Below are 19,297 nucleotides of genomic sequence, written 5' to 3'. Positions count from 1 at the left end.
CCCCGGCCCGCCGCCCGGACCACCCTCCGGACGGCACCGGACGCCGGTCGCGTGCAGGCGCGGCTGCGGCCGGTGCCGCTCGCCGCGGCGGTCGCCCTGCTGGCGGCCGTCCTGCTGGCCGGCCTGTTCGCGGGCGCCGCGGACCTGCCGCTCGGCGGGGTGCTCGCGGCGCTCGCCGACCGGCTGCCGTTCGTGCGCCTCGACTCCGGCCTGTCGGTGATCGAGGAGAACGTGCTGTTCGAGCTGCGGCTCCCCCGGGCGCTGATGGCGGCGCTGGTCGGCGGGATGCTCGCCATGGCCGGCGCCGGCTACCAGGGCGTGTTCCGCAACCCGCTCGCCGACCCGTACCTCCTCGGCGCCGCCTCGGGGGCGGGCGTCGGGGCGACGCTGGTGATCGTGCTGCTGCGCGGCGACCTCGGGTACGGGGTGCCGCTCGCCGCGTTCGCCGGGGCGCTGCTCGGCGTGTTCCTCGCGTACGCGCTGGGCCGGACGGCGAACGCGGCGGGCGGCGCGGCGACGCTCGTCCTGTCCGGGGTGGCGGTGTCGTCGTTCCTGGCCGCCGTGCAGACGTTCCTGCAGCAGATGGGGTCGGAGGAGCTGAACCGGATCTACGCGTGGATCCTCGGCGGGGTCGGCGGCGCCGACTGGGCGCAGCTCGCCCTCGTCGGCCCGTACGCGCTGGTCTCGACGCTCGTCCTGCTCGCGCACGGCCGCCTGCTGGACGTGCTGAGCGTCGGCGACGAGGAGGCCGCGTCGCTCGGGCTGTCGGCGCAGCGGGTGCGGCTGACGGTGCTGGTCGCGGCGTCGCTGGCGACGGCGAGCGCGGTGGCGGTCAGCGGGCTGATCGGGTTCGTCGGGATCGTGGTGCCGCACGTGGTGCGGCGGCTGGCGGGCGGCTCCTACCGGGTGGTGCTGCCGCTGTCGCTGCTCGGCGGCGCGGCGTTCCTGGCGGCCGCCGACCTGATCGCGCGGACCGTCGTCGCGCCCGGCGAGCTGCCGCTCGGCGTGGTGACGGCGTTCGTCGGCGGGCCGTTCTTCGTCGCGGTGCTGCGCGCGAGCCGCAGGCAGGTGGAGACGTGACGGTCGGCGTGCGGGGGCTCGGCGTGGAGCTGGGCGGGCGGCCGGTGCTCACCGGGGTGTCGCTGGACGTCCCGGCGGGTTCGTGGACGGCGGTGATCGGGCCGAACGGGGCGGGCAAGTCGACGCTGCTGCGCTCGATCCTCGGACTGCTGCCGGTCGAGGGCGAGGTCAGGGTCGCGGGCGAGGACCTGCGGGCGCTCAAGCCGCGGCAGCGGGCCCGGGTGGTCGCGTACGCGCCGCAGGCGCCGAACCTTCCGGTCGGGATGACGGTGTTCGACTACGCGCTGCTGGGCCGCTCCCCTTACATCCCTCACCTCGGCCGAGAGAGCGCGCGGGACCGGGCGATAGTGAGCGAGGTCCTCGACCGCCTCGACCTCACGTCGTTCGCAGGCCGCGTCCTGGACCACCTTTCGGGTGGTGAGCGCCAGCGTGTGGTCCTGGCGCGCGCGCTCGCGCAGCAGACGTCCGTCCTGCTACTGGACGAACCGACGTCCGCGCTGGACATCGGCCACCAGCAGCAGGTGATGGAGCTGATCGACCGGCTTCGGCTGTCGGACGGGCTGACCGTGGTGACGACGATCCACGACCTGACGCTGGCCGGGCAGTACGCCGACGCGCTGGTCCTGCTGTCGGGCGGCCGGGTCGCGGCGGCCGGGACGCCCGGCGAGGTCCTGACCAGGGACGCGATCGAGGAGCACTTCGACGCGCGCGTCCACGTCGCCGAGGGCCCCGGCGGACGGCCCGTCCTCTCCCTGGAGCGCCCGTGAGCGAAGCGACGCCGGAACTCGAGAAGACGTGGCGGACGGAGGACGGCGCCCGGCTCGCGTCGACCGTGTGGCGGGCGGGCGGCGGGCGGCGCGCGATCTCGTCGGCGCTGGTCGGCGGCGGGATCGGGCCGGTCCGCTGGGTGCTGAACGCGCAGGTCCCGGGCGGCTACGCGCGCACCGACCCGGTCGCGCACCTGCACGAGCTGGCCGCGTCCCACGGCCTGGACGGCCCGGGCGTCGGGATGCTGACGGCCGCCGCCGTCGACCGGACGGTCCACGGTTCGGACGGCGGCGTCGGCGTCGCGGCGACCGTGGGGCTGCGCGTCCCGACGTGGGCGGCGTCCCCGGAGGGCGCGCCCGACCCCGAGCTGGCGCCGATGCGGCTCGACGGCCCCCCGCGGCCGCGCGGCGGGGCGCCCGCGACCGCGCCGTGGCGCCCCGGGACGATCAACATCCTCGCCGTGCTCCCAATCCCGCTGACCGACGCTGCGCTGGTGAACGCGGTGGTCACGGTCACGGAGGCGAAGACGCAGGCGCTCCTGGAGGCCGGGTTCCCGTGCACGGGCACCGCGTCGGACGCCGTGTGCGTCGTCGTCCCGGAGGCGGGGACGCCCGAACCGTTCGCGGGGCCGCGCTCGGTGTGGGGCGCGCGGCTCGCGCGCGCCGTGCACGGAGCCGTGCGGGAGGGCGCGCTCGACTACGGCGCGCTGCTGGCCGAGCGCCGTTAGGCCGACCCGGGGCCGGGTCCGGCACCGTCCAGGGCTGAGCGGGCCATGGCGTGCAGGAGGTCGGCCATCGCGGCGCGGTCCAGGCCCGCGGCGCTGCGCGGGGTGGAGTTGAGGAGCCCGAAGCAGGCGTGGACGGCCGCGCGGGTGCGGTCGTCGGGCAGCGCGGGCGTCCGGCGGCGCAGGACGCCGACCCATTCCTCCACGTATGCGCGCTGCAACCGGCGGACGCGGTGCCGCTGCTCCTCGGGGACGTTGTCCAGTTCGCGCTCGTGCACGGTGATCAGCGCGGGGTTGTCCAGCGCGAACGCGATGTGCCAGCGCAGCAGCGCGTCCAGCGCGCGGGAGGGGTCGGGGTCGGCGGCGCGGCGGGTCCCCTCGGCGAGCAGGCGTTCGCTGATGTCCAGCAGCATCTCCGCGAGGACGGCCTCCTTGCCGCGGAAGTGCCGGTAGAGGGCGGGACCGGTGAGCCCGACGGCGCGGCCGACGTCGCCGATGGACGTGCCGTGGTAGCCGCGGCGCGCGAACAGTTCGGCGGCGGCGGCGAGGAGCTCCGCCCGGCGCGGGTTCGGCGGCGCCGCGGGCCCGGGCGCGTCCGGGGCCCCGGGCCCGCGGGCGTCCGAGGCCGCCGAGGCGGGTCGGGAGGTCATGCGGCAAGTGTAGACGCACGCTGTTAATGAGCATTAACATCGGAGTTGTTAACGAGCATTAACAGGGAAGGGCACCATGACCGGACCCGAGATCGGCACGCGCGCCGACGTCGCGGGCGAGGCGTTCAAGGCCAACGCCGCGCACAACGAGGCGCTGGTCGCGGAACTGCGCGAGCACGTGGACCGGGCCGGGCGCGGCGGTCCCGAGCGGGCCCGCGAACGGCACGTCGCGCGCGGCAAGCTGCTCCCCCGCGACCGCGTCGACACGCTCCTCGACCCCGGCTCGCCGTTCCTCGAACTGTCGCCGCTGGCCGCGACCGGCATGTACGGCGACGAGGCGCCCGGCGCCGGGATCATCACCGGCGTCGGCCGCGTCTCCGGCCGCGAGTGCGTGATCGTCGCCAACGACGCGACCGTGAAGGGCGGCACGTACTACCCCGTCACGGTCAAGAAGCACCTGCGGGCGCAGGAGGTGGCGCTCCACAACCGCCTCCCCTGCGTTTACCTGGTCGACTCCGGCGGCGCGTTCCTGCCCCGCCAGGACGAGGTGTTCCCCGACCGCGAGCACTTCGGCCGGATCTTCTTCAACCAGGCGACGATGTCGGAGCGCGGCATCCCGCAGATCGCGGCCGTCATGGGCTCCTGCACCGCGGGCGGCGCGTACGTGCCGGCGATGAGCGACGAGGCCGTGATCGTCCGCGGCCAGGGCACGATCTTCCTGGGCGGCCCGCCGCTGGTGAAGGCCGCGACGGGCGAGGTCGTCACCGCCGAGGAGCTGGGCGGCGGCGAGCTGCACTCCCGCACGTCCGGCGTCACCGACCACCTCGCCGAGGACGACGCGCACGCGCTGCGGATCGTCCGCGACATCGTCGGGACGCTCGGGCCGCGCGCGCCCCGCCCCTGGGACGTCGCGCCGTCCGAGGAGCCCGCCGTCGACCCGTCCGAGCTGTACGGGGTCGTCCCGCCGGACGCCCGCACGCCGTACGACGTCCGCGAGGTCATCGCCCGGATCGTGGACGGCAGCCGGTTCCAGGAGTTCAAGAAGGAGTACGGGACGACGCTCGTCACCGGCTTCGCGCGCATCCACGGGCACCCGGTCGGGATCGTCGCCAACAACGGGATCCTGTTCGGCGAGTCGGCGCAGAAGGGCGCGCACTTCATCGAGCTGTGCGACCGCCGCAGCGTCCCGCTGGTGTTCCTGCAGAACATCACCGGGTTCATGGTGGGGCGCGAGTACGAGGCGAGCGGCATCGCCAAGCACGGCGCGAAGATGGTGACGGCGGTGGCGTGCGCCCGCGTCCCCAAGTTCACCGTCGTCATCGGCGGCTCGTTCGGCGCGGGCAACTACGCCATGTGCGGCCGGGCGTACTCCCCCAGGTTCCTGTGGATGTGGCCGAACGCCCGCATCTCGGTCATGGGCGGCGAGCAGGCCGCGAGCGTCCTGGCGACCGTCCGGCGCGACCAGATGGAGGCGCGCGGCGAGGACTGGCCCGCCGAGGACGAGGAGAGGTTCAAGGCGCCGATCCGCGAGCAGTACGAGGACCAGGGGAATCCGTACTACTCCACGGCGCGGCTGTGGGACGACGGGGTGATCGACCCGCGCGACACCCGGCGGGTGCTCGGGCTCGGGCTGTCGGTCGCGGCGAACGCACCGCTGGAGCCGGTCGGCTACGGCGTCTTCCGGATGTGAGGGTCTGATGTTCGACAGCGTCCTGGTCGCCAACCGGGGTGAGATCGCCGTCCGCGTGTTCCGCACGCTGCGGCGGCTCGGCGTGCGGTCGGTGGCCGTCCACACCGCGGCCGACGCGGGGGCCCTGCACGTGCGCGAGGCGGACGAAGCGCTGCTCGTCCCGTCCTATCTGGACGTCGAGGCGGTGATCGGCGCGGCCCGCGCGGCGGGCGCGCGGGCCGTCCACCCGGGGTACGGGTTCCTCGCGGAGAACACGGCGTTCGCGCGGGCCTGCGGCGACGCGGGCCTGGTGTTCATCGGCCCGCCCGCCGAGGCCATCGAGGCGATGGGCGACAAGATCCGGGCGAAGCGGACGGTCGCCGCGGCCGGCGTCCCGGTCGTCCCCGGACGGGACGAACCGGGCCTGTCCGACGAGGAGCTGCGGGCCGCCGCGTTGGAGATCGGCCTGCCGGTGCTGCTCAAGCCGTCGGCGGGCGGCGGCGGCAAGGGCATGCGACTGGTGCGCAACGCGGCGGACCTGCCGGACGCGATCGCGTCCGCCCGGCGCGAGGCGCGCGGCTCGTTCGGCGACGACACGATCCTCGTCGAGCGGTTCGTCGAGAACCCGCGGCACATCGAGATCCAGGTGTTCGCGGACGCGCACGGCAACGCCGTCCACCTGGGCGAGCGCGAGTGCAGCCTGCAGCGGCGGCACCAGAAGATCGTCGAGGAGGCGCCGTCGCCGCTGCTGGACGCGGCGGCCCGCGAGCGGATGGGCGCCGCCGCCGTCGCCGCCGCGCAGGCCGTCGGGTACACCGGCGCGGGGACGGTCGAGTACATCGTGTCGGCCGACCGGCCCGACGAGTTCTTCTTCATGGAGATGAACACCCGGCTGCAGGTCGAGCACCCGGTGACCGAGCTCGTCACGGGCCTCGACCTGGTCGAGCTCCAGCTCCGCGTCGCGGCCGGGCGCCCGCTGCCGTTCGCGCAGGACGGCGTCCGCCTCGACGGGCACGCGATCGAGGCCCGCGTCTACGCCGAGGACCCGGCGCGCGGCTTCCTGCCGACCGGCGGGCGCGTCCTCGCCCTGGACGAACCGGACGTGCGGGTCGACTCGGGGCTCGACGTCGGCACCGAGGTCGGCGGCTCCTACGACCCGATGCTCGCGAAGGTGATCGTCCACGGCGCGGACCGCGCCGAGGCCCTGCACCGCCTCGACCGGGCGCTCGCCGGGTACACGCTGCTCGGCGTCCCGACGAACGTCGCGTTCCTGCGGGCGCTGCTGCGGCACCCGGACGTCGCGTCCGGCGACATGGACACCGGCCTGGTCGAGCGTGCCCTCGACGGGCTGGTCGGCGACGGGTCCGTCCCGCCGGAGGTGCTCGCCGCCGCCGCGCTGGAACGGATGCACGCCCTCGAGTCGGGCGACGACCCGTGGACGATCCCCGACGGCTGGCGTCCCGGCGAGCACGCCTGGACGCGCTGGATCATCACGCCCGCGGGCGGGGAGCCGGTCGAGGTCCGGGTGCAGGGCCGCGCGCCGGCCGCGCGGGTCCGCGTCGGCGACGGCGAGCCCGTCGAGGCGTCCCTGCGCGGCACGACCCTCACCTACGCCGGACGGACGATCACGTTCGCCGCGGCCCGTGACGGCGACACGCTGTGGCTCGGCCGCGAGGGGCGCGCGTGGGCGCTCGGCGAGCACGTCGCCGCCGAGGGCGGCGCGGCGGCGGCCGGCGCGGGCGACGGCGTGCTGCGCAGCCCGATGCCCGGGACCGTCCTGGCCGTCAAGGCGGCCGAGGGCGACCGCGTCGCGGAGGGGCAGCCGCTGGTGGTCGTCGAGGCGATGAAGATGGAGCACACCGTCACCGCGCCCCTCGCGGGCGTCGTGGCGAAGCTGCCGGTCCGCGCCGGCGCCCAGGTCGCCCTGGACGCGGTGCTGGCCGTGATCGAGGAGGCATGACGATGCGCACACCGCTGCCGGGCCTGCCCGAGCGGGTCACGATCTACGAGGTCGGGCCCCGGGACGGCCTGCAGAACGAGAAGGCGATCGTGCCGGCGTCCGTCAAGGCCGAGTTCGTCACCCGGCTCGCGGACGCGGGGCTGCGCACGATCGAGACGACCAGCTTCGTGCACCCGAAGTGGGTGCCCCAGCTCGCGGACGCCGAGGACCTGCTCGCCGTCCTGCCCCGCTCGCCCGAACTGCGGTACCCCGTCCTCGTCCCGAACGCCCGGGGCCTGGACAGGGCGCTCGCCAACGGCGTCACCGAGATCGCGGTGTTCGGCAGCGCGACCGAGTCGTTCGCGCGGCGCAACCTCAACCGGACGGTGGACGAGTCCATCGAGATGTTCGCGCCGGTCGTCGAGCGGGCGCGCGCGCAGGGCCTGTGGGTGCGGGCCTACGTGTCGATGGCGTTCGGCGACCCGTGGGAGGGCGACGTCCCGATCGAGCAGGTCGTGTCGGTCGCGTCCCGGCTGATGGAGCTCGGCTGCTCGCAGCTCAGCATCGGCGACACCATCGGCGTCGGCACCGCCGGGCACGTCACCGCGCTGATCGAGGCGCTGGGCGCCGCCGGGATCGGCGCCGACCGGCTCGCCGTCCACTTCCACGACACCTACGGGCAGGCCCTCGCCAACACGCTCGCCGCGCTCCGCGCCGGCGTGACGATCGTCGACGCGTCCACCGGCGGCATCGGCGGCTGCCCGTACGCCGAGAGCGCCACCGGCAACCTCGCCACCGAGGACCTCGTGTGGATGCTGGACGGCCTCGGCATCGACACCGGCGTCGACCTCGGCAAGCTCGTGGCGACGAGCCGGTGGATGGCCGAGCGGCTCGGCCGTCCGAGCCCGTCCCGCGTCGTGCAGGCCCTGTCCCCCGAAACGGAGCAATGATGATCGACTTCAACCTGAGCGACGAGCAGGAGGAGCTGCGGAGCACCGTCGAGCGGTTCGCCCGCGAGACGGTCGCCCCGGTGATCGGCGACCTGTACGAGCGCGGCGAGTTCCCGTACGACATCGTCGCGGCGATGGGGAAGATGGGCCTGTTCGGCCTGCCGTTCCCCGAGGAGCACGGCGGCATGGGCGGCGACTACTTCGCGCTCTGCCTCGCCCTCGAGGAGCTCGCGCGCGTCGACTCGTCCGTCGCGATCACCCTGGAGGCCGGGGTGTCGCTGGGCGCGATGCCGATCTACCGGTTCGGTTCGGCCGAGCAGAAGGCCGCGTGGCTGCCGCTGCTGACCTCGGGCGAGCGGCTCGCCGCGTTCGGGCTGACCGAGCCGGGCGGCGGCTCGGACGTCCCGGGCGGCATGCGCACCACGGCCCGGCTCGACGGCGACTCGTGGGTGATCAACGGGTCGAAGTCGTTCATCACGAACTCGGGCACGGACATCACCGCGTTCGTCACCGTCACGGCCTTCACCGGCGACGGCGAGATCTCCACGATCATCGTCCCGAACGGCACGCCGGGCTTCACCGTCGGGCGCAAGTACTCGAAGGTCGGCTGGTCGGCGTCCGACACCCGCGAGCTGTCCTTCGACGACGTCCGCGTCCCCGCCGAGAACCTCGTCGGCGAGCGCGGCCGCGGCTACGCGCAGTTCCTCCGCATCCTGGACGAGGGCCGCATCGCGATCGCCGCGCTGTCGGTCGGCCTCGCGCAGGGCTGCGTGGACGAGTGCCTGCGCTACGTCCGCGAGCGCGAGGCGTTCGGCAGGGAGATCGGGCGCTACCAGGCCATCCAGTTCAAGATCGCCGACATGGAGACGCGCGCCCACACCGCCCGCCTGGCCTACTACGCGGCCGCCGCGCGCCTGCTGGCCGGCGAGCCGTTCAAGAAGGAGGCGGCGATCGCCAAGCTCGTCGCGTCGAACGCCGCCATGGACAACGCCCGCGACGCCACGCAGATCTTCGGCGGCTACGGCTTCATGAACGAGTACGCCGTCGGCCGCTTCTACCGGGACGCGAAGATCCTCGAAGTCGGCGAGGGCACGTCCGAGGTCCAGCGCATGCTGATCGCGCGCGCCCTCGGCCTGCCCCCGGCCTAGGCCCGGACGAACCGCGCTCCCCACTCGCGGAGGTGCTCGCGCAGCTCGGGCGGGTGGAGGACGCGGAATCCGGCGCCGGCCACGCCGAGCGCCATCGCCGCCCAGTCCAGCGAGTCGGCGGTGATGCGCACCCGGCAGCGGCCGGCGTCGACCTCCTCGACCGTGCTCCAGCGGCCGATCCGGTCGCGCACCGTCGCGGCGGGCGCGTCCATCAGCACCTCCACCGCGTACGGGCGGGGCTGCTCGTCCAGTCCGGCGCGGACGAACGCGGCGGCGTCGCCCGCGGGGAGTTCGCGCGGCCGGAACCTGGCCCCCGTCCCCCGCAGGCCGCCGAGCCGGTCGATCCGGAAGCCGCGCCAGTCGCCCCGGTCGAGGTCGTAGGCGACCAGGTACCACCGGCGCCCCAGGCGGACGAGCCGGTGCGGCTCGACGTGCCGGTCGGTGCGGCGCCCGCCCGCCGCGGTGTAGGCGAACCGGACCCGTTCGGCGTCCCGGCAGGCCACCGCGGCCTCGGTGAGCGTTCCCGGATCGACGCCGGCCCGGTCCGCGCCGTCCCACCCGGCGGGCACGGTCATCGCGCTCAGCGCCTCGACCCGGCGGCGCAGCCGGGCCGGCATCACCCGCACGACCTTCGCCAGCGCCCGCACCGACGGCTCGGCGATGCCCTCCACCGCGCCCTGCGCCGCGGCCTGCAGCCCGACGACCAGCGCCACCGCCTCCTCGTCGTCGATCACCAGCGGCGGCAGCGCGGCGCCCGCCGCGAGCTGGTAGCCGCCGTCGGCCCCGCGCCGCGCCTCCACCGGGTAGCCCAGCTCGCGCAGCCGGTCGACGTCCCGGCGCAGCGTGCGCGGCGAGACGCCCAGCCGCGCGGCGAGTTCGTCCCCCGGCCAGTACCGGTGGCTCTGCAGCAGGGACAGCAGCCGCAGCGTCCGCGAGCTCGTGTTCGCCATACCTGAATACTGCCGCATTCCGGTCAAAAACTGACCGTTGTGGCCCGTAGCGTGGATCCTGTCCGACGGAAGACCTGTCCGGCGGAAGACCACGGAAGGCGGAGCCCATGAACGACCTCACGACCATCACCGGTGAGCGCGCCGACCTGCTGGCGATGCTGGGCAAGCACCGGCACTTCCTGCGCTTCACCGTCCGCGACCTCACCGACGAGCAGGCGCGGGCGCGGACCACCGCCAGCGAGCTGACCCTCGGCGGCCTGATCAAGCACGTCGCCGCCACCGAGCGCGGCTGGGCGGACTTCATCGTGGAGGGCCCGGCCGCGATGGGCGACTTCGACTCCATGACCGAGGAGGACTTCGCCCGGCGCGCCGACGACTTCCGGCTGCTCCCCGAGGAGACCCTCGCCGGCGTCCTCGCCGACTACGACGAGGTCGCGCGCCGCACCGACGAGCTGGTCGCCGCGCTCCCCGACCTGGACGCCGTCCAGCCGCTCCCCCGGGCCCCGTGGTTCGAGCCCGGCGCGTCCTGGAGCGCCCGCCGGGTGCTGATGCACATCGTCGCCGAGACCGCGCAGCACGCCGGCCACGCCGACATCATCCGCGAGTCCCTGGACGGCGCCAAGAGCATGGGCTGACGGCGCGGGCCGCGGCCCGGCGGCGCCGCCTCACGGGCCTCGATCACCGGTCCGGCCCCGGGCGGGGCCGGACCCGAACGGCTTTCACAGCCCTCGCAGCGCCTCGTACAGGTCGTCGCCGTAGGAGGCCCAGCAGAGCACGGAGCCGTCGCCGCCGACGCCGCCCATGAGCCACTCCCCGTCGGCGTGCACGAGGCACAACTCATCGAAGGTCATCACGATGTCGATCGCGTGCGAGGCGACGGGCGCCTCGGCGCGGCCCCCGACTCCCGGACGTCGAGGGCCGCGACGGCCTCGGCGGTGAGAATCGCGGCGCGGGCGCAGCCCGACACCGCGCGGACCCGCTCGATCGTCCATCCGGAAGGAAGGGGCATGACGCGAGATTAGGCGTCGGGCCGCCGTCCCGGAGGCACCGGCCGATCCGCGGGGCGGGCCTCCAGGACGCCGAAGGCGGCGCCCCGGGCGGGGACGCCGGTCAGCCGCAGGCCCGCGCGGTCGAGGAGGCGCTCGTACTCGGGCCGGGTCCGCTGGCGGCCGCCGTCGGTCATGACGAGCATCTCGAGGTCGATCCACACGGCCGGGGTCGCCTCGTCGGAGAGGACGGCCTCGCCGATGAGGACCCGCCCGCCGGGGTTCATCGCGCGGCGGCAGTTGTCGAGGACGCGGGCCGCGCGGTCGTCGTCCCAGTCGAGGAGGACGTTGCAGAGCAGGTAGGTGTCGCCTCCTTCCGGCACGGAGCGGAAGAAGTCGCCGGAGACGAGGCGGCACCGGTCGGCGAGCCCTTCGGGGACGGCGGCGATGACCTGCGGGTCGTCGAAGAGCACGCCCCGCACGCCGGGGTGGGCGTCCAGCACCGCGGCGACGACCGTGCCGCGGCCGCCGCCGACGTCGACGACCGTGCTCGCGGGCGCGAAGTCGCAGGCGGCGACGACCGGGGCGAGGAAGCGGCCGCTCACCGACACCATGGCGGCGTCGAACACGGCGCCGTCGGACGGCCGGTCGCGCAGGTGGTCGTAGAGGCCGCGGCCGTGGGCGTGGGGGAACGCGGGTTCGCCGGTGCGGACGCTCGTCTCGAGGGCGCTCCACGCCGACCGGTGGAACGCGGAGCCGAGCATCTCCGCCCACCCGCGCAGCGAGCCGGACGCGTCGGTGCGGAGCAGGTCGCCGAGCGGGGTGAGGGCGAACCGGCCGTCGCCCTCGTCCTGGAGGAGGCCGATGCCGGCGAGCGCGCGGAGCAGGCGGTGCAGGGCGGACGGGTCGGCGTCCAGGGCGGCGGCGACGTCCGCGGCGGTGCGCGGCGCAGGGGCCAGCGCGTCGGCGACGCCCAGGCGGGCGGCGACGCCGATGGCCTGCGACATCCAGGTGCCGGTCGTCAGCGCGAGGAGCGACTGGCCGAGCGGGTCCTCGGGCATCCGGACGGTCATCGCGCCTCCAGACTCTCGTCACCGTACGTCTCTTGTCATCACTGAGAGTATCCGACAGGTGTTGGTCGAAAGTTCATTCGGTCGCGGCGGTGAGTTCCGGGGACGCGGCGAGTCTGTGTCGGGGCACGGTCGATTCGAGGTGAACGCGGAGGTGAGGGATACGATGTCGCGTCCGTCACATTCGGTTGACCTCGAGAGCGGTCGAGGTCTGAACCTGGAACGCGGAGAGCAGCGTAGATCCAGGCAGATTGTCCGACCCGGACGGAATACTCCCGAGGTCGTGCGAGTTTAACCGTTCGCGAAAGTGTCAGTCTCTGCAGTATTTTGCTGCGGTATCCCCGCGTGAACCATCCCCCGGCCTCGGCGTGCCCGCGTGCGCCGGCCTCGACGATTGGAACGTAAGTTGACCGCTCCCGCGTCTCCCAAGGCGGCGGACGGCCCCCAGGAGGCACCGGAACCCGGAGGTCTCGACCGCGGCGTGTTCGCGGTGGCCGGTGTCGTGGTCCTCGGCGCGATCATGTCCATCCTGGACGTGACCGTCGTCAACGTCGCCCTCAACGCGCTCACCGCCGAGTTCGACACCTCGCTCGCCACCATCCAGTGGGTCGCGACGGGGTACACCCTCGCCCTGGCCACCGTGATCCCGATCACGGGCTGGGCGTCGGCGAGGTTCGGCACCAAGCGCCTGTACATGATCTCGATCGCGCTGTTCGTGATCGGGTCGATGCTGGCCGGCGTCGCGTGGTCGGCCGAGTCGCTGATCGCGTTCCGGATCCTGCAGGGTCTCGGCGGCGGCATGATCATGCCCGCGGGCATGACGATCATGACCCAGGCGGCGGGCCCGCAGCGGGTCGGCCAGGTGATGAGCATCGTCGGCATCCCGATGCTGCTCGGCCCGATCCTCGGCCCCATCCTGGGCGGCTATCTCGTCGACGACGTGTCCTGGCGCTGGATCTTCTTCATCAACCTGCCGATCGGCATCGTGTCGCTGATCCTGGCGGCCAAGATCCTCAAGCCCGACACCCCGAAGCCGGCCGAGCGGCTGGACCTCATCGGTCTCCTGCTGCTGTCCCCCGGCCTCGCCCTGCTGATCTACGGCCTGGCGAAGGGCGGCGAGCTGAGCGACTTCCTCGCCGCCGAGGCGCTGCCGTTCACGCTCGCCGGCGCGGTGCTGGTGCTCGGGTTCGTCGCCCGCGCGCTGACCGCCGCGGACCCGCTGATCGACCTGCGGCTGCTCAAGCGCCGCTCGGTGGCCGCCGCGTCCGGGACGATGGTGCTGTTCGCCATCGCGTTCATGGGCGCCATGCTGCTGATGCCGCTGTACTACCAGGTGGTGCGCGGTGAGGCCGCGATGGCCTCGGGCCTGCTGCTGGCGCCGCAGGGCCTCGGCGCGATGGTCACGATGCCGATCGGCGGGCGGCTGACCGACCGGATCGGCCCCGGGCGGGTCGTGCTGGGAGGTCTCAGCATCGTGATCCTGTCGCTCGGCGGCTTCGCCTGGCAGCTCCAGGCGGACACCTCCTACTGGGCGCTCGGCGCCACGCTGTTCGCGATGGGGCTCGGCATGGGCATGACGATGATGCCGACCATGGCCGCGGCCATCCAGCCGCTCGTGCACGACGAGGTGCCGCGCGCGAGCACGATGCTGAACATCATCCAGCAGGTGGCGGCGTCCATCGGCACGGCGATGATGTCGGTGCTGCTGGCCCGCCAGATCACCTCGCAGCTGCCGCCCATGCCGGGCGCCGAGGGCGGCTCGGGCGGCGAGGCCGGGCTGGCCGCGATGGGCGAGATGCCCGCGGAGGTCATGGCGAAGGTCGTCGGGCCGATGGCCGACGCGTTCCAGAACACCTTCTGGTACGCGACGGGCCTGCTGGTGCTGGCCGTCCTGCCGGCGCTGGTGCTGCCGCGCCGCAAGCCCGACAACCCCACGGCCGCCGACGCGCCGATGCCGATGCACTGATCGGTCGCCGCACGGCCGCGAGCCCCGGTCCGGGACGTCCCGGACCGGGGCTCGTCCCGTCTCAGGACGCCGCCGCGTCCTTCCAGTACTCGTCCTTCAGCAGCCGCTTGTAGAGCTTGCCGGTGGGGTGGCGCGGCAGCTCGGCGCGGAAGTCGACCGAACGCGGGCACTTGTAGTGGGCGAGCCGGTCGCGGCAGTAGGCGATCAGCTCGGCCTCCAGCTCGGGGCCCGCGTCGTCCATGCCGAGGGGCTGGACGACCGCCTTGACGGCCTCGCCCATCTCCGGGTCCGGGACGCCGAGGACGGCGACGTCGGCGACCTTCGGATGCACCGCGAGGACGTTCTCGGCCTCCTGCGGGTAGATGTTCACGCCGCCGCTGATGATCATGTAGGCGCGGCGGTCGGTGAGGTAGATGAAGCCGTCCTCGTCGACGTAGCCGACGTCGCCGAGGGTGCTCCAGCCGCGCCCCTTCGGGTCGCGGGACGCCGCGGTCTTGTCCTCGTCGCCGTGGTACTCGAACTCGGGCCCCTCGCCGAAGTACAGCGTGCCCGGGGTGCCGGGCGGGACCTCGTCGCCGTTCTCGTCGCACACGTGGACCTGCCCGAGGACGGGGCGTCCGACCGTGCCCTTGTGGGCCAGCCAGTCCTCGGAGTTGGTGTAGACGAAGCAGTTGCCCTCGGTGCCCGCGTAGTACTCGTGGAGGATCGGCCCCCACCAGTCGATCATCTGCTCCTTGACCGGGACGGGGCAGGGCGCCGCGGCGTGCACGGCGGCGCGCAGGCTCGACACGTCGTACCGGGCGCGGGTCTCCTCGGGGAGCTTCAGCATCCGGATGAACATGGTCGGGACCCACTGGCTGTGCGTGACGCCGTACTTCTCGATGGCGGCGAGCGCGTTCTCCGCGTCGAACTTCTCCATCACCACGACGGTGGCGCCGAAGCGCTGGAAGGTGATGCAGTAGCGCAGCGGGGCCGCGTGGTAGAGCGGCGCCGGGGACAGGTACACCGAGTCGCCGTCGGGCTGGAACAGCACCGAGATCAGCTGGGTCAGGGGGCCGGGCGTGCCCATGGGCGCCTTGCTGAGCGCGGGTTTCACCCCCTTGGGGCGGCCCGTGGTCCCGGACGAGTAGAGCATGTCGACGCCCTCGCACTCGTCCTCGATGGACGTGGCGGGGTGCGCGGCGACGCGTTCCTCGTAGGACTCGTAGCCGGGGGCCGTGCCGCCGAGCATGAGGCGCAGCGGCACGTCCGGCGGGTTCTGCGCGACGGCCGTGATCGACGCGTCGGCGATGAACACCTTGGCCTCGCAGTTGCCCACGATGTAGGCGACCTCGTCGGGCCCCAGCCGTGAGCTCACGGCCGTGTAGTAGAGCCCGGACCGCTGGGCGGCCCAGGCGATGGCCAGATAGAGCGGGTGGTTCTCGAGCATGAACGCGATGTGGTCCCCCGGGCGCAGCCCCTCCGCGCGGAGCAGCTGCGCGAGCCGGTTGGACTCCTCGTTCAGTTCCCGGTAGGTGACGGTGCGGCCCGAGCCCGCCATGATCACGGCGGGCTTGTCGGGCGTCTGTGCGGCGATCTGCCCCAGGTGCATAGCCGCACGTTAGCGGGCTGGAACCCCGAATGGAATGGGATTCGGTTTATTCGGCCGCGCAGACCAGCATGTGGTCGAAGTCACCGTCCTTGGCCCCGCCGACGAACGCCTCCACCTCCTCGCGCGTGTAGACGAGGACGGCCCCCTCGGGGTCCCGGGAGTTGCGCACGGCGATGTCTCCGCTGGGGAGTTCGGCCAGCTCGACGCAGTTGCCGCTCGGATTGCTCCGCCGGCTCTTCTGCCAGACGAGTCCGTTGCGGCTCGCGCCGCCCGGCGGCGGCTGGTGGCCGTTCATCTTTTGCCCCCTCTAGGCGTGTCCGCCTCCCCGCAGGGAGGCCGCGATCTCGCCCCACCCCACACCATGGTACGAGATGCACGTGCATTCGGTCTTGCATTCGTTCTTGCACCCGTTCGTGCAGACGGTCTTGCATCTGCACGACTTGGGGAGCAAGATAGCGAACGCTCGCCGGTGACCAACCCGCTCGCCTCTGAGGTTCACACCATGACCGTTGACCAGGCAGACGACGTCGCGGCGCACGCCGCCAGGCACGGCGCCCTCCACGGCGCCGGGGAGGCCCTACGGCCGCGGGACGCCGCGGCCGGGCACGCGCCCTGGCCGGACGCGCCCGCGCCGGCCCCCGCGCACGCGGACGCGCCCACGGACGGCCGTGCCGCCCCCGCGGCACCGGTGCCGGATTCCGGCCTCGCCGGGCGCTGGCCGACGCCGCACGAGGGCGCTCCGCGCACGGCGCGGCACGTCCTGCCGGCCGAGATCACCGCGCCCCGCACGGCGCGCGAGTTCACCGAGGCGACGCTCCGCGAGTGGGGCCTGGCGGACGAGGCCGGGGACATCGTCGTCACCGTCTCGGAACTGGTCACCAACGCGCTGCGGCACGGCCTCGAGGGGCTCCCGCAGCCGCTGCCCCGGCGCCCGATCCAGCTCGTGCTGATCGGCCACCGGCGGCGGCTTGTCGTGGCGGTGACCGACCCGAGCGGGCGCGCGCCCGAGCCCGCGACGGTGGACCCCGACCGCTTCGTCGAGGGCGGCCGGGGCCTGCTGGTGGTCGGCGCGGTCAGCGACGCGTGGGGCTGGGCGCCGCTCGCGACCGGCGGGAAGTCGGTGTGGGCGGCCTTCGCCCGCCGGGTCAGCCCTCCGGCACCGGAAGGAGCGGCGGCTGCCCGTCGTCCGGACGCTCCAGCTCCGGACGCTCCAGCTCACTGAGGAACGCGTGGGCCCAGCGGTCCACGTCGTGCTCCAGCACGCGCCGGCGCATCGAGCGCATCCGCCGCGCCAGCTCGGCGGGCTCGGCGCCGAGCGCGTCCAGGAGCCGCTCCTTGAGGCCGTCGATGTCGTAGGGGTTGACGAGGAACGCGCCGCGCTTGAGCTCGTCCGCGGCGCCGGTGAACTCGCTCAGCACCAGCGCGCCGCGCAGGTCCGCGCGGCACGCGACGTACTCCTTGGCCACCAGGTTCATACCGTCCCGCAGCGGGGTGACGACCATGACGTCCGCGGCGAGGTAGAGCGCGGCCAGCTCGGCACGGTCGTACGAGCTGTGCATATAGTGCACGACCGGAAAGCCGATCTCGCCGTACTCGCCGTTGATCCGGCCGACCTCCTGCTCGATCTCCTCGCGCAGGAGCTGGTACTGCTCGACGCGCTCGCGGCTCGGCGTCGCGATCTGGACGAACGCGGCCTCGCCCGGCTTGAGGTGCCCGTCCTCGAACAGCTCGCCGAAGGCCTGGAGCCGCTGCCGGATGCCCTTGGTGTAGTCGAGCCGGTCGACCCCCAGCAGCAGCGTGCAGTCGCCGAGGTCGCTCCGGATCTCGGCGGCGCGTTCCCGCACCTCCGGCCGGGCCACGAGTTCGTCCAGCTCGCCGACGTCCACCGAGATCGGGAACGCGCGGGCGCGGACGACGCGGCCGTCCCACAGGACGTCCTGCTTGACGTTGCGGGTGTCCAGCAGCCGCTTGCACAGGCGTACGAAGTTGGCCGCGGCGCCGGGGAGCTGGAAGCCGACCAGGTCGGCGCCGAGCAGCCCCTCCAGGATCCGGCGCCGCCACGGGAGCTGCCAGAACAGCTCCACCGGCGGGAACGGGATGTGCAGGAAGAACCCGATGCGCAGGTCGGGACGCAGGTCGCGCAGCATCGCCGGGACGAGCTGGAGTTGGTAGTCCTGCACCCAGACGATGCCGCCCTCGGAGGCGACCTCCGCCGCCGCCTCCGCGAAGCGGCGGTTGACGCGCACGTAGGCGTCCCACATCGCGCGGTCGTACACGGGCGGCGCCACCACGTCGTGGTACAGCGGCCACAGCGTGGCGTTGGAGAAACCCTCGTAGTAAAGCTCGACGTCCTCGGCCGACTGCGAGATGGGGACGAGCGACATGCCGTCCTCCTCGAACGGCTCCAGGCTCTCGTCCGGCGCGCCGGTCCAGCCGATCCACGTGCCGTTCCGGCGCCGCATGACCGGCGCGATCGCGCTGACCAGCCCGCCGGGGCTCCGCCGCCAGCGCGGAACGCCGTCCTCTCCGACGATCCGGTCGACCGGAAGCCGGTTGGCCACCACCACGAACTCACTACCCCGCGACACCTGCGACCCGCCTCTCCAGGAACCTCAGTGATCACCATGCCCAGAAACGGTCATCGGGAACATCTTGTCACTTCGACGCAAAGAGATCGTGACGGGAAAAGGGCGCTGTCAGGATCGCGGGGCCGTCGCCGCCGGGGATTGGAGCGGGCCACATCCCTTTCGCGCCAGGTGACCGATGTTTACCGGGACGTCACCTTCACCGGTCGTTCCTTACTGAAATGTGATCCAGATCACACAAGGTGGTGGCGGGCGACCGGCCGGTCGGCGTGCCGGAGGTACCGCAGGGACGGATGCCGTTCCCCGGCCTCACGGAGCCACAGCTCGGCGAGGACGACGCGCATCGCGTGGTCCCGGGCCCGCCGGTGGTCCGGATCGAGCCCTCGGGCGGACACACCGGTCGGCCGGTGGGTGATCCGCAGGTTCGTCGGCGCCCCCGGAACGCGCGTGCAGTACAGGTCGATCCGGAGGTCGTCCGGACGAACGGGCGCGCACGGCCGCATCTCCGGCCGGACGGTGACCCGCACGACGGCCCCGCCGTCCGGCTCGGCGTCCGGGCGGGGTGTCGGCGGCGGCGCGGGCAGGTGGACGGCGTGCAGGCCGTTGTCGCGCTTCAGCCGGGCCCACGCGCCCGGGCCGGTGTCGCCCGCGGTGATCGCCAGGAGCGCGCCGTGCGGGGGCGGGGCGCAGGCCAGGTCCTCGGCGCGCCAGCCCAGGGCGCGCGCGCGGCGGCGGTAGAGGTCCGCGAGCGCGCGCACGTGTTCCGCCGCGCCCTCCTCGCCGTCGACGGCGAGGAGCACGTCGCACGGGTCGCAGGGATCGCGGTCGGCGAGGTCGCGGGCGAAGCGCGCTTCCAGGGCCGCCGCCTCCCGTTCGAGGGCCGCGGCCTCGACCGCCCACGCGGCGTCCGCGCCCGCGAACTCCCGCGCGTCGCGCGCGTCGTCCCGCAGCGCCCGCAGCCGCTCGGCGTCCGCCCGGAGCGGCTCCAGCGCCTCGAGGGCCCGCCCCAGCCGACGGGCCCGCCGCCAGTCGCGGTGGACGGCCGGGTCGTCGAGCCGCTCGCGGAGCGAGGCGTACTCGCGCGCGAGGGCGTCGGCGTCGTCCATGGCCCCATGGTGGCATCCGGAGGATGACCGGAACGTCCGGAATACACGGAAGCGGGGGCCCCGCCCGGGGGGCGGGGGCCGCCCCCCCGGGGCGGGGGCGCCGCCCCCCCCCCCC

19 protein-coding genes are annotated in these 19,297 nt (G+C 73.9%); 10 read left to right on the top strand and 9 right to left on the bottom strand.

Features of this window, described 5'->3' with window-relative positions; genetic code table 11:
* Positions 1–51: 51 nt before the first annotated feature.
* The 3 genes from AB0L25_RS21775 to AB0L25_RS21765 are packed head-to-tail and all read left to right on the top strand — an operon-like array spanning position 52 to position 2,575.
* On the top strand, positions 52–1,080 hold the full coding sequence (locus AB0L25_RS21775; protein ID WP_500174557.1) for a FecCD family ABC transporter permease: 1,029 nt from the start codon (positions 52–54) through the stop codon (positions 1,078–1,080).
* Positions 1,077–1,847 (top strand): ABC transporter ATP-binding protein, encoded by a 771-nt coding sequence (locus tag AB0L25_RS21770; protein ID WP_500174458.1) that lies wholly within the window; start codon positions 1,077–1,079, stop codon positions 1,845–1,847. Before AB0L25_RS21775 ends, AB0L25_RS21770 begins: the two co-directional genes overlap by 4 nt.
* Positions 1,844–2,575, top strand: coding sequence for an adenosylcobinamide amidohydrolase (locus AB0L25_RS21765; protein WP_500174457.1), 732 nt, complete (start codon positions 1,844–1,846; stop codon positions 2,573–2,575). Before AB0L25_RS21770 ends, AB0L25_RS21765 begins: the two co-directional genes overlap by 4 nt.
* On the opposite strand, the gene AB0L25_RS21760 is transcribed toward AB0L25_RS21765, so the two are convergent.
* Positions 2,572–3,222, bottom strand: a complete 651-nt coding sequence (locus tag AB0L25_RS21760) for an SACE_7040 family transcriptional regulator (RefSeq protein WP_500174456.1) — start codon at positions 3,220–3,222, stop codon at positions 2,572–2,574. The genes AB0L25_RS21765 and AB0L25_RS21760 overlap by 4 nt on opposite strands.
* A gap of 76 nt (positions 3,223–3,298) precedes the next feature.
* On the opposite strand from AB0L25_RS21760, the gene AB0L25_RS21755 reads away from it, so the two are divergent.
* Genes AB0L25_RS21755 through AB0L25_RS21740 form a run of 4 tightly spaced genes read left to right on the top strand, consistent with a single transcriptional unit; the run spans position 3,299 to position 8,928 of the window.
* Positions 3,299–4,912: a carboxyl transferase domain-containing protein gene (locus AB0L25_RS21755; protein ID WP_500174455.1), complete on the top strand. Its 1,614-nt coding sequence runs from the start codon at positions 3,299–3,301 to the stop codon at positions 4,910–4,912.
* Between the two features lie 7 nt (positions 4,913–4,919).
* Entirely contained in the window at positions 4,920–6,851 is a 1,932-nt protein-coding gene (locus AB0L25_RS21750) for an acetyl/propionyl/methylcrotonyl-CoA carboxylase subunit alpha (protein ID WP_500174454.1), read from the top strand.
* Between the two features lie 2 nt (positions 6,852–6,853).
* Entirely contained in the window at positions 6,854–7,780 is a 927-nt protein-coding gene (locus AB0L25_RS21745; protein WP_500174556.1) for a hydroxymethylglutaryl-CoA lyase, read from the top strand.
* Entirely contained in the window at positions 7,780–8,928 is a 1,149-nt protein-coding gene (locus AB0L25_RS21740) for an acyl-CoA dehydrogenase family protein (protein WP_500174453.1), read from the top strand. The genes AB0L25_RS21745 and AB0L25_RS21740 overlap by 1 nt, the downstream gene beginning before the upstream one ends.
* Here AB0L25_RS21740 and AB0L25_RS21735 read toward each other — a convergent pair.
* Positions 8,925–9,878 carry a helix-turn-helix transcriptional regulator gene (locus tag AB0L25_RS21735; RefSeq protein ID WP_500174452.1) on the bottom strand — a complete coding sequence of 318 codons (954 nt, stop codon included), beginning with the start codon at positions 9,876–9,878 and terminating at the stop codon, positions 8,925–8,927. The genes AB0L25_RS21740 and AB0L25_RS21735 overlap by 4 nt on opposite strands.
* A 107-nt stretch (positions 9,879–9,985) precedes the next feature.
* Between AB0L25_RS21735 and AB0L25_RS21730 the strand changes: the two genes are divergently transcribed.
* Positions 9,986–10,513, top strand: coding sequence for a DinB family protein (locus AB0L25_RS21730; RefSeq protein WP_500174451.1), 528 nt, complete (start codon positions 9,986–9,988; stop codon positions 10,511–10,513).
* 84 nt (positions 10,514–10,597) lie between these two features.
* On the opposite strand, the gene AB0L25_RS21725 is transcribed toward AB0L25_RS21730, so the two are convergent.
* Genes AB0L25_RS21725 through AB0L25_RS21715 form a run of 3 tightly spaced genes read right to left on the bottom strand, consistent with a single transcriptional unit; the run spans position 10,598 to position 11,937 of the window.
* Positions 10,598–10,729: a hypothetical protein gene (locus AB0L25_RS21725; protein WP_500174450.1), complete on the bottom strand. Its 132-nt coding sequence runs from the start codon at positions 10,727–10,729 to the stop codon at positions 10,598–10,600.
* The gene (locus AB0L25_RS21720; protein ID WP_500174449.1) at positions 10,729–10,887 is read right to left on the bottom strand and encodes a hypothetical protein; all 159 of its coding nucleotides are present in this window, start codon (positions 10,885–10,887) and stop codon (positions 10,729–10,731) included. Before AB0L25_RS21720 ends, AB0L25_RS21725 begins: the two co-directional genes overlap by 1 nt.
* 9 nt (positions 10,888–10,896) lie before the next feature.
* Positions 10,897–11,937, bottom strand: a complete 1,041-nt coding sequence (locus AB0L25_RS21715; RefSeq protein ID WP_500174448.1) for a methyltransferase — start codon at positions 11,935–11,937, stop codon at positions 10,897–10,899.
* Positions 11,938–12,340: 403 nt separating this feature from the next.
* On the opposite strand from AB0L25_RS21715, the gene AB0L25_RS21710 reads away from it, so the two are divergent.
* A complete protein-coding gene (locus AB0L25_RS21710; protein ID WP_500174447.1) occupies positions 12,341–13,900 on the top strand; it encodes a DHA2 family efflux MFS transporter permease subunit in 1,560 nt (519 codons plus the stop codon).
* A gap of 61 nt (positions 13,901–13,961) precedes the next feature.
* Here AB0L25_RS21710 and AB0L25_RS21705 read toward each other — a convergent pair whose 3' ends face one another.
* Both AB0L25_RS21705 and AB0L25_RS21700 read right to left on the bottom strand, forming a co-directional pair.
* A complete protein-coding gene (locus AB0L25_RS21705; RefSeq protein WP_500174446.1) occupies positions 13,962–15,491 on the bottom strand; it encodes an acyl-CoA synthetase in 1,530 nt (509 codons plus the stop codon).
* A 46-nt stretch (positions 15,492–15,537) separates the two neighbouring features.
* Positions 15,538–15,786, bottom strand: a complete 249-nt coding sequence (locus AB0L25_RS21700; RefSeq protein ID WP_500174445.1) for a DUF397 domain-containing protein — start codon at positions 15,784–15,786, stop codon at positions 15,538–15,540.
* Positions 15,787–15,993: 207 nt separating this feature from the next.
* Between AB0L25_RS21700 and AB0L25_RS21695 the strand changes: the two genes are divergently transcribed.
* Entirely contained in the window at positions 15,994–16,713 is a 720-nt protein-coding gene (locus tag AB0L25_RS21695; protein WP_500174444.1) for an ATP-binding protein, read from the top strand.
* On the opposite strand, the gene AB0L25_RS21690 is transcribed toward AB0L25_RS21695, so the two are convergent.
* Both AB0L25_RS21690 and AB0L25_RS21685 read right to left on the bottom strand, forming a co-directional pair.
* A complete protein-coding gene (locus AB0L25_RS21690; RefSeq protein WP_500174443.1) occupies positions 16,637–18,079 on the bottom strand; it encodes an alpha,alpha-trehalose-phosphate synthase (UDP-forming) in 1,443 nt (480 codons plus the stop codon). The two genes, AB0L25_RS21695 and AB0L25_RS21690, sit on opposite strands and share 77 nt — an antisense overlap.
* 230 nt (positions 18,080–18,309) lie before the next feature.
* Positions 18,310–19,182 carry a PCRF domain-containing protein gene (locus tag AB0L25_RS21685; RefSeq protein WP_500174442.1) on the bottom strand — a complete coding sequence of 291 codons (873 nt, stop codon included), beginning with the start codon at positions 19,180–19,182 and terminating at the stop codon, positions 18,310–18,312.
* Positions 19,183–19,297: the final 115 nt, after the last annotated feature.

The sequence above is a fragment of the Spirillospora sp. NPDC052242 genome (genome assembly GCF_040679555.1).
Taxonomy (GTDB): domain Bacteria; phylum Actinomycetota; class Actinomycetes; order Streptosporangiales; family Streptosporangiaceae; genus Spirillospora.
The sequence above is the reverse complement of the archived record's forward strand: the minus strand, read 5'-3'. Positions and strand labels throughout refer to the sequence as shown.

Excerpts from the sequence above, each read along its gene's own strand:
- AB0L25_RS21705 (WP_500174446.1), bottom strand. The coding sequence starts at position 15,491 with ATGCACCTGGGGCAGATCGCCGCACAGACGCCCGACAAGCCCGCCGTG.
- AB0L25_RS21740 (WP_500174453.1), top strand. The coding sequence starts at position 7,780 with ATGATCGACTTCAACCTGAGCGACGAGCAGGAGGAGCTGCGGAGCACC.
- AB0L25_RS21685 (WP_500174442.1), bottom strand. The coding sequence starts at position 19,182 with ATGGACGACGCCGACGCCCTCGCGCGCGAGTACGCCTCGCTCCGCGAG.
- AB0L25_RS21715 (WP_500174448.1), bottom strand. The coding sequence starts at position 11,937 with ATGACCGTCCGGATGCCCGAGGACCCGCTCGGCCAGTCGCTCCTCGCG.
- AB0L25_RS21700 (WP_500174445.1), bottom strand. The coding sequence starts at position 15,786 with ATGAACGGCCACCAGCCGCCGCCGGGCGGCGCGAGCCGCAACGGACTC.
- AB0L25_RS21720 (WP_500174449.1), bottom strand. The coding sequence starts at position 10,887 with ATGCCCCTTCCTTCCGGATGGACGATCGAGCGGGTCCGCGCGGTGTCG.
- AB0L25_RS21755 (WP_500174455.1), top strand. The coding sequence starts at position 3,299 with ATGACCGGACCCGAGATCGGCACGCGCGCCGACGTCGCGGGCGAGGCG.
- AB0L25_RS21730 (WP_500174451.1), top strand. The coding sequence starts at position 9,986 with ATGAACGACCTCACGACCATCACCGGTGAGCGCGCCGACCTGCTGGCG.
- AB0L25_RS21725 (WP_500174450.1), bottom strand. The coding sequence starts at position 10,729 with ATGACCTTCGATGAGTTGTGCCTCGTGCACGCCGACGGGGAGTGGCTC.
- AB0L25_RS21750 (WP_500174454.1), top strand. The coding sequence starts at position 4,920 with ATGTTCGACAGCGTCCTGGTCGCCAACCGGGGTGAGATCGCCGTCCGC.
- AB0L25_RS21735 (WP_500174452.1), bottom strand. The coding sequence starts at position 9,878 with ATGGCGAACACGAGCTCGCGGACGCTGCGGCTGCTGTCCCTGCTGCAG.
- AB0L25_RS21745 (WP_500174556.1), top strand. The coding sequence starts at position 6,854 with ATGCGCACACCGCTGCCGGGCCTGCCCGAGCGGGTCACGATCTACGAG.
- AB0L25_RS21760 (WP_500174456.1), bottom strand. The coding sequence starts at position 3,222 with ATGACCTCCCGACCCGCCTCGGCGGCCTCGGACGCCCGCGGGCCCGGG.
- AB0L25_RS21695 (WP_500174444.1), top strand. The coding sequence starts at position 15,994 with ATGACCGTTGACCAGGCAGACGACGTCGCGGCGCACGCCGCCAGGCAC.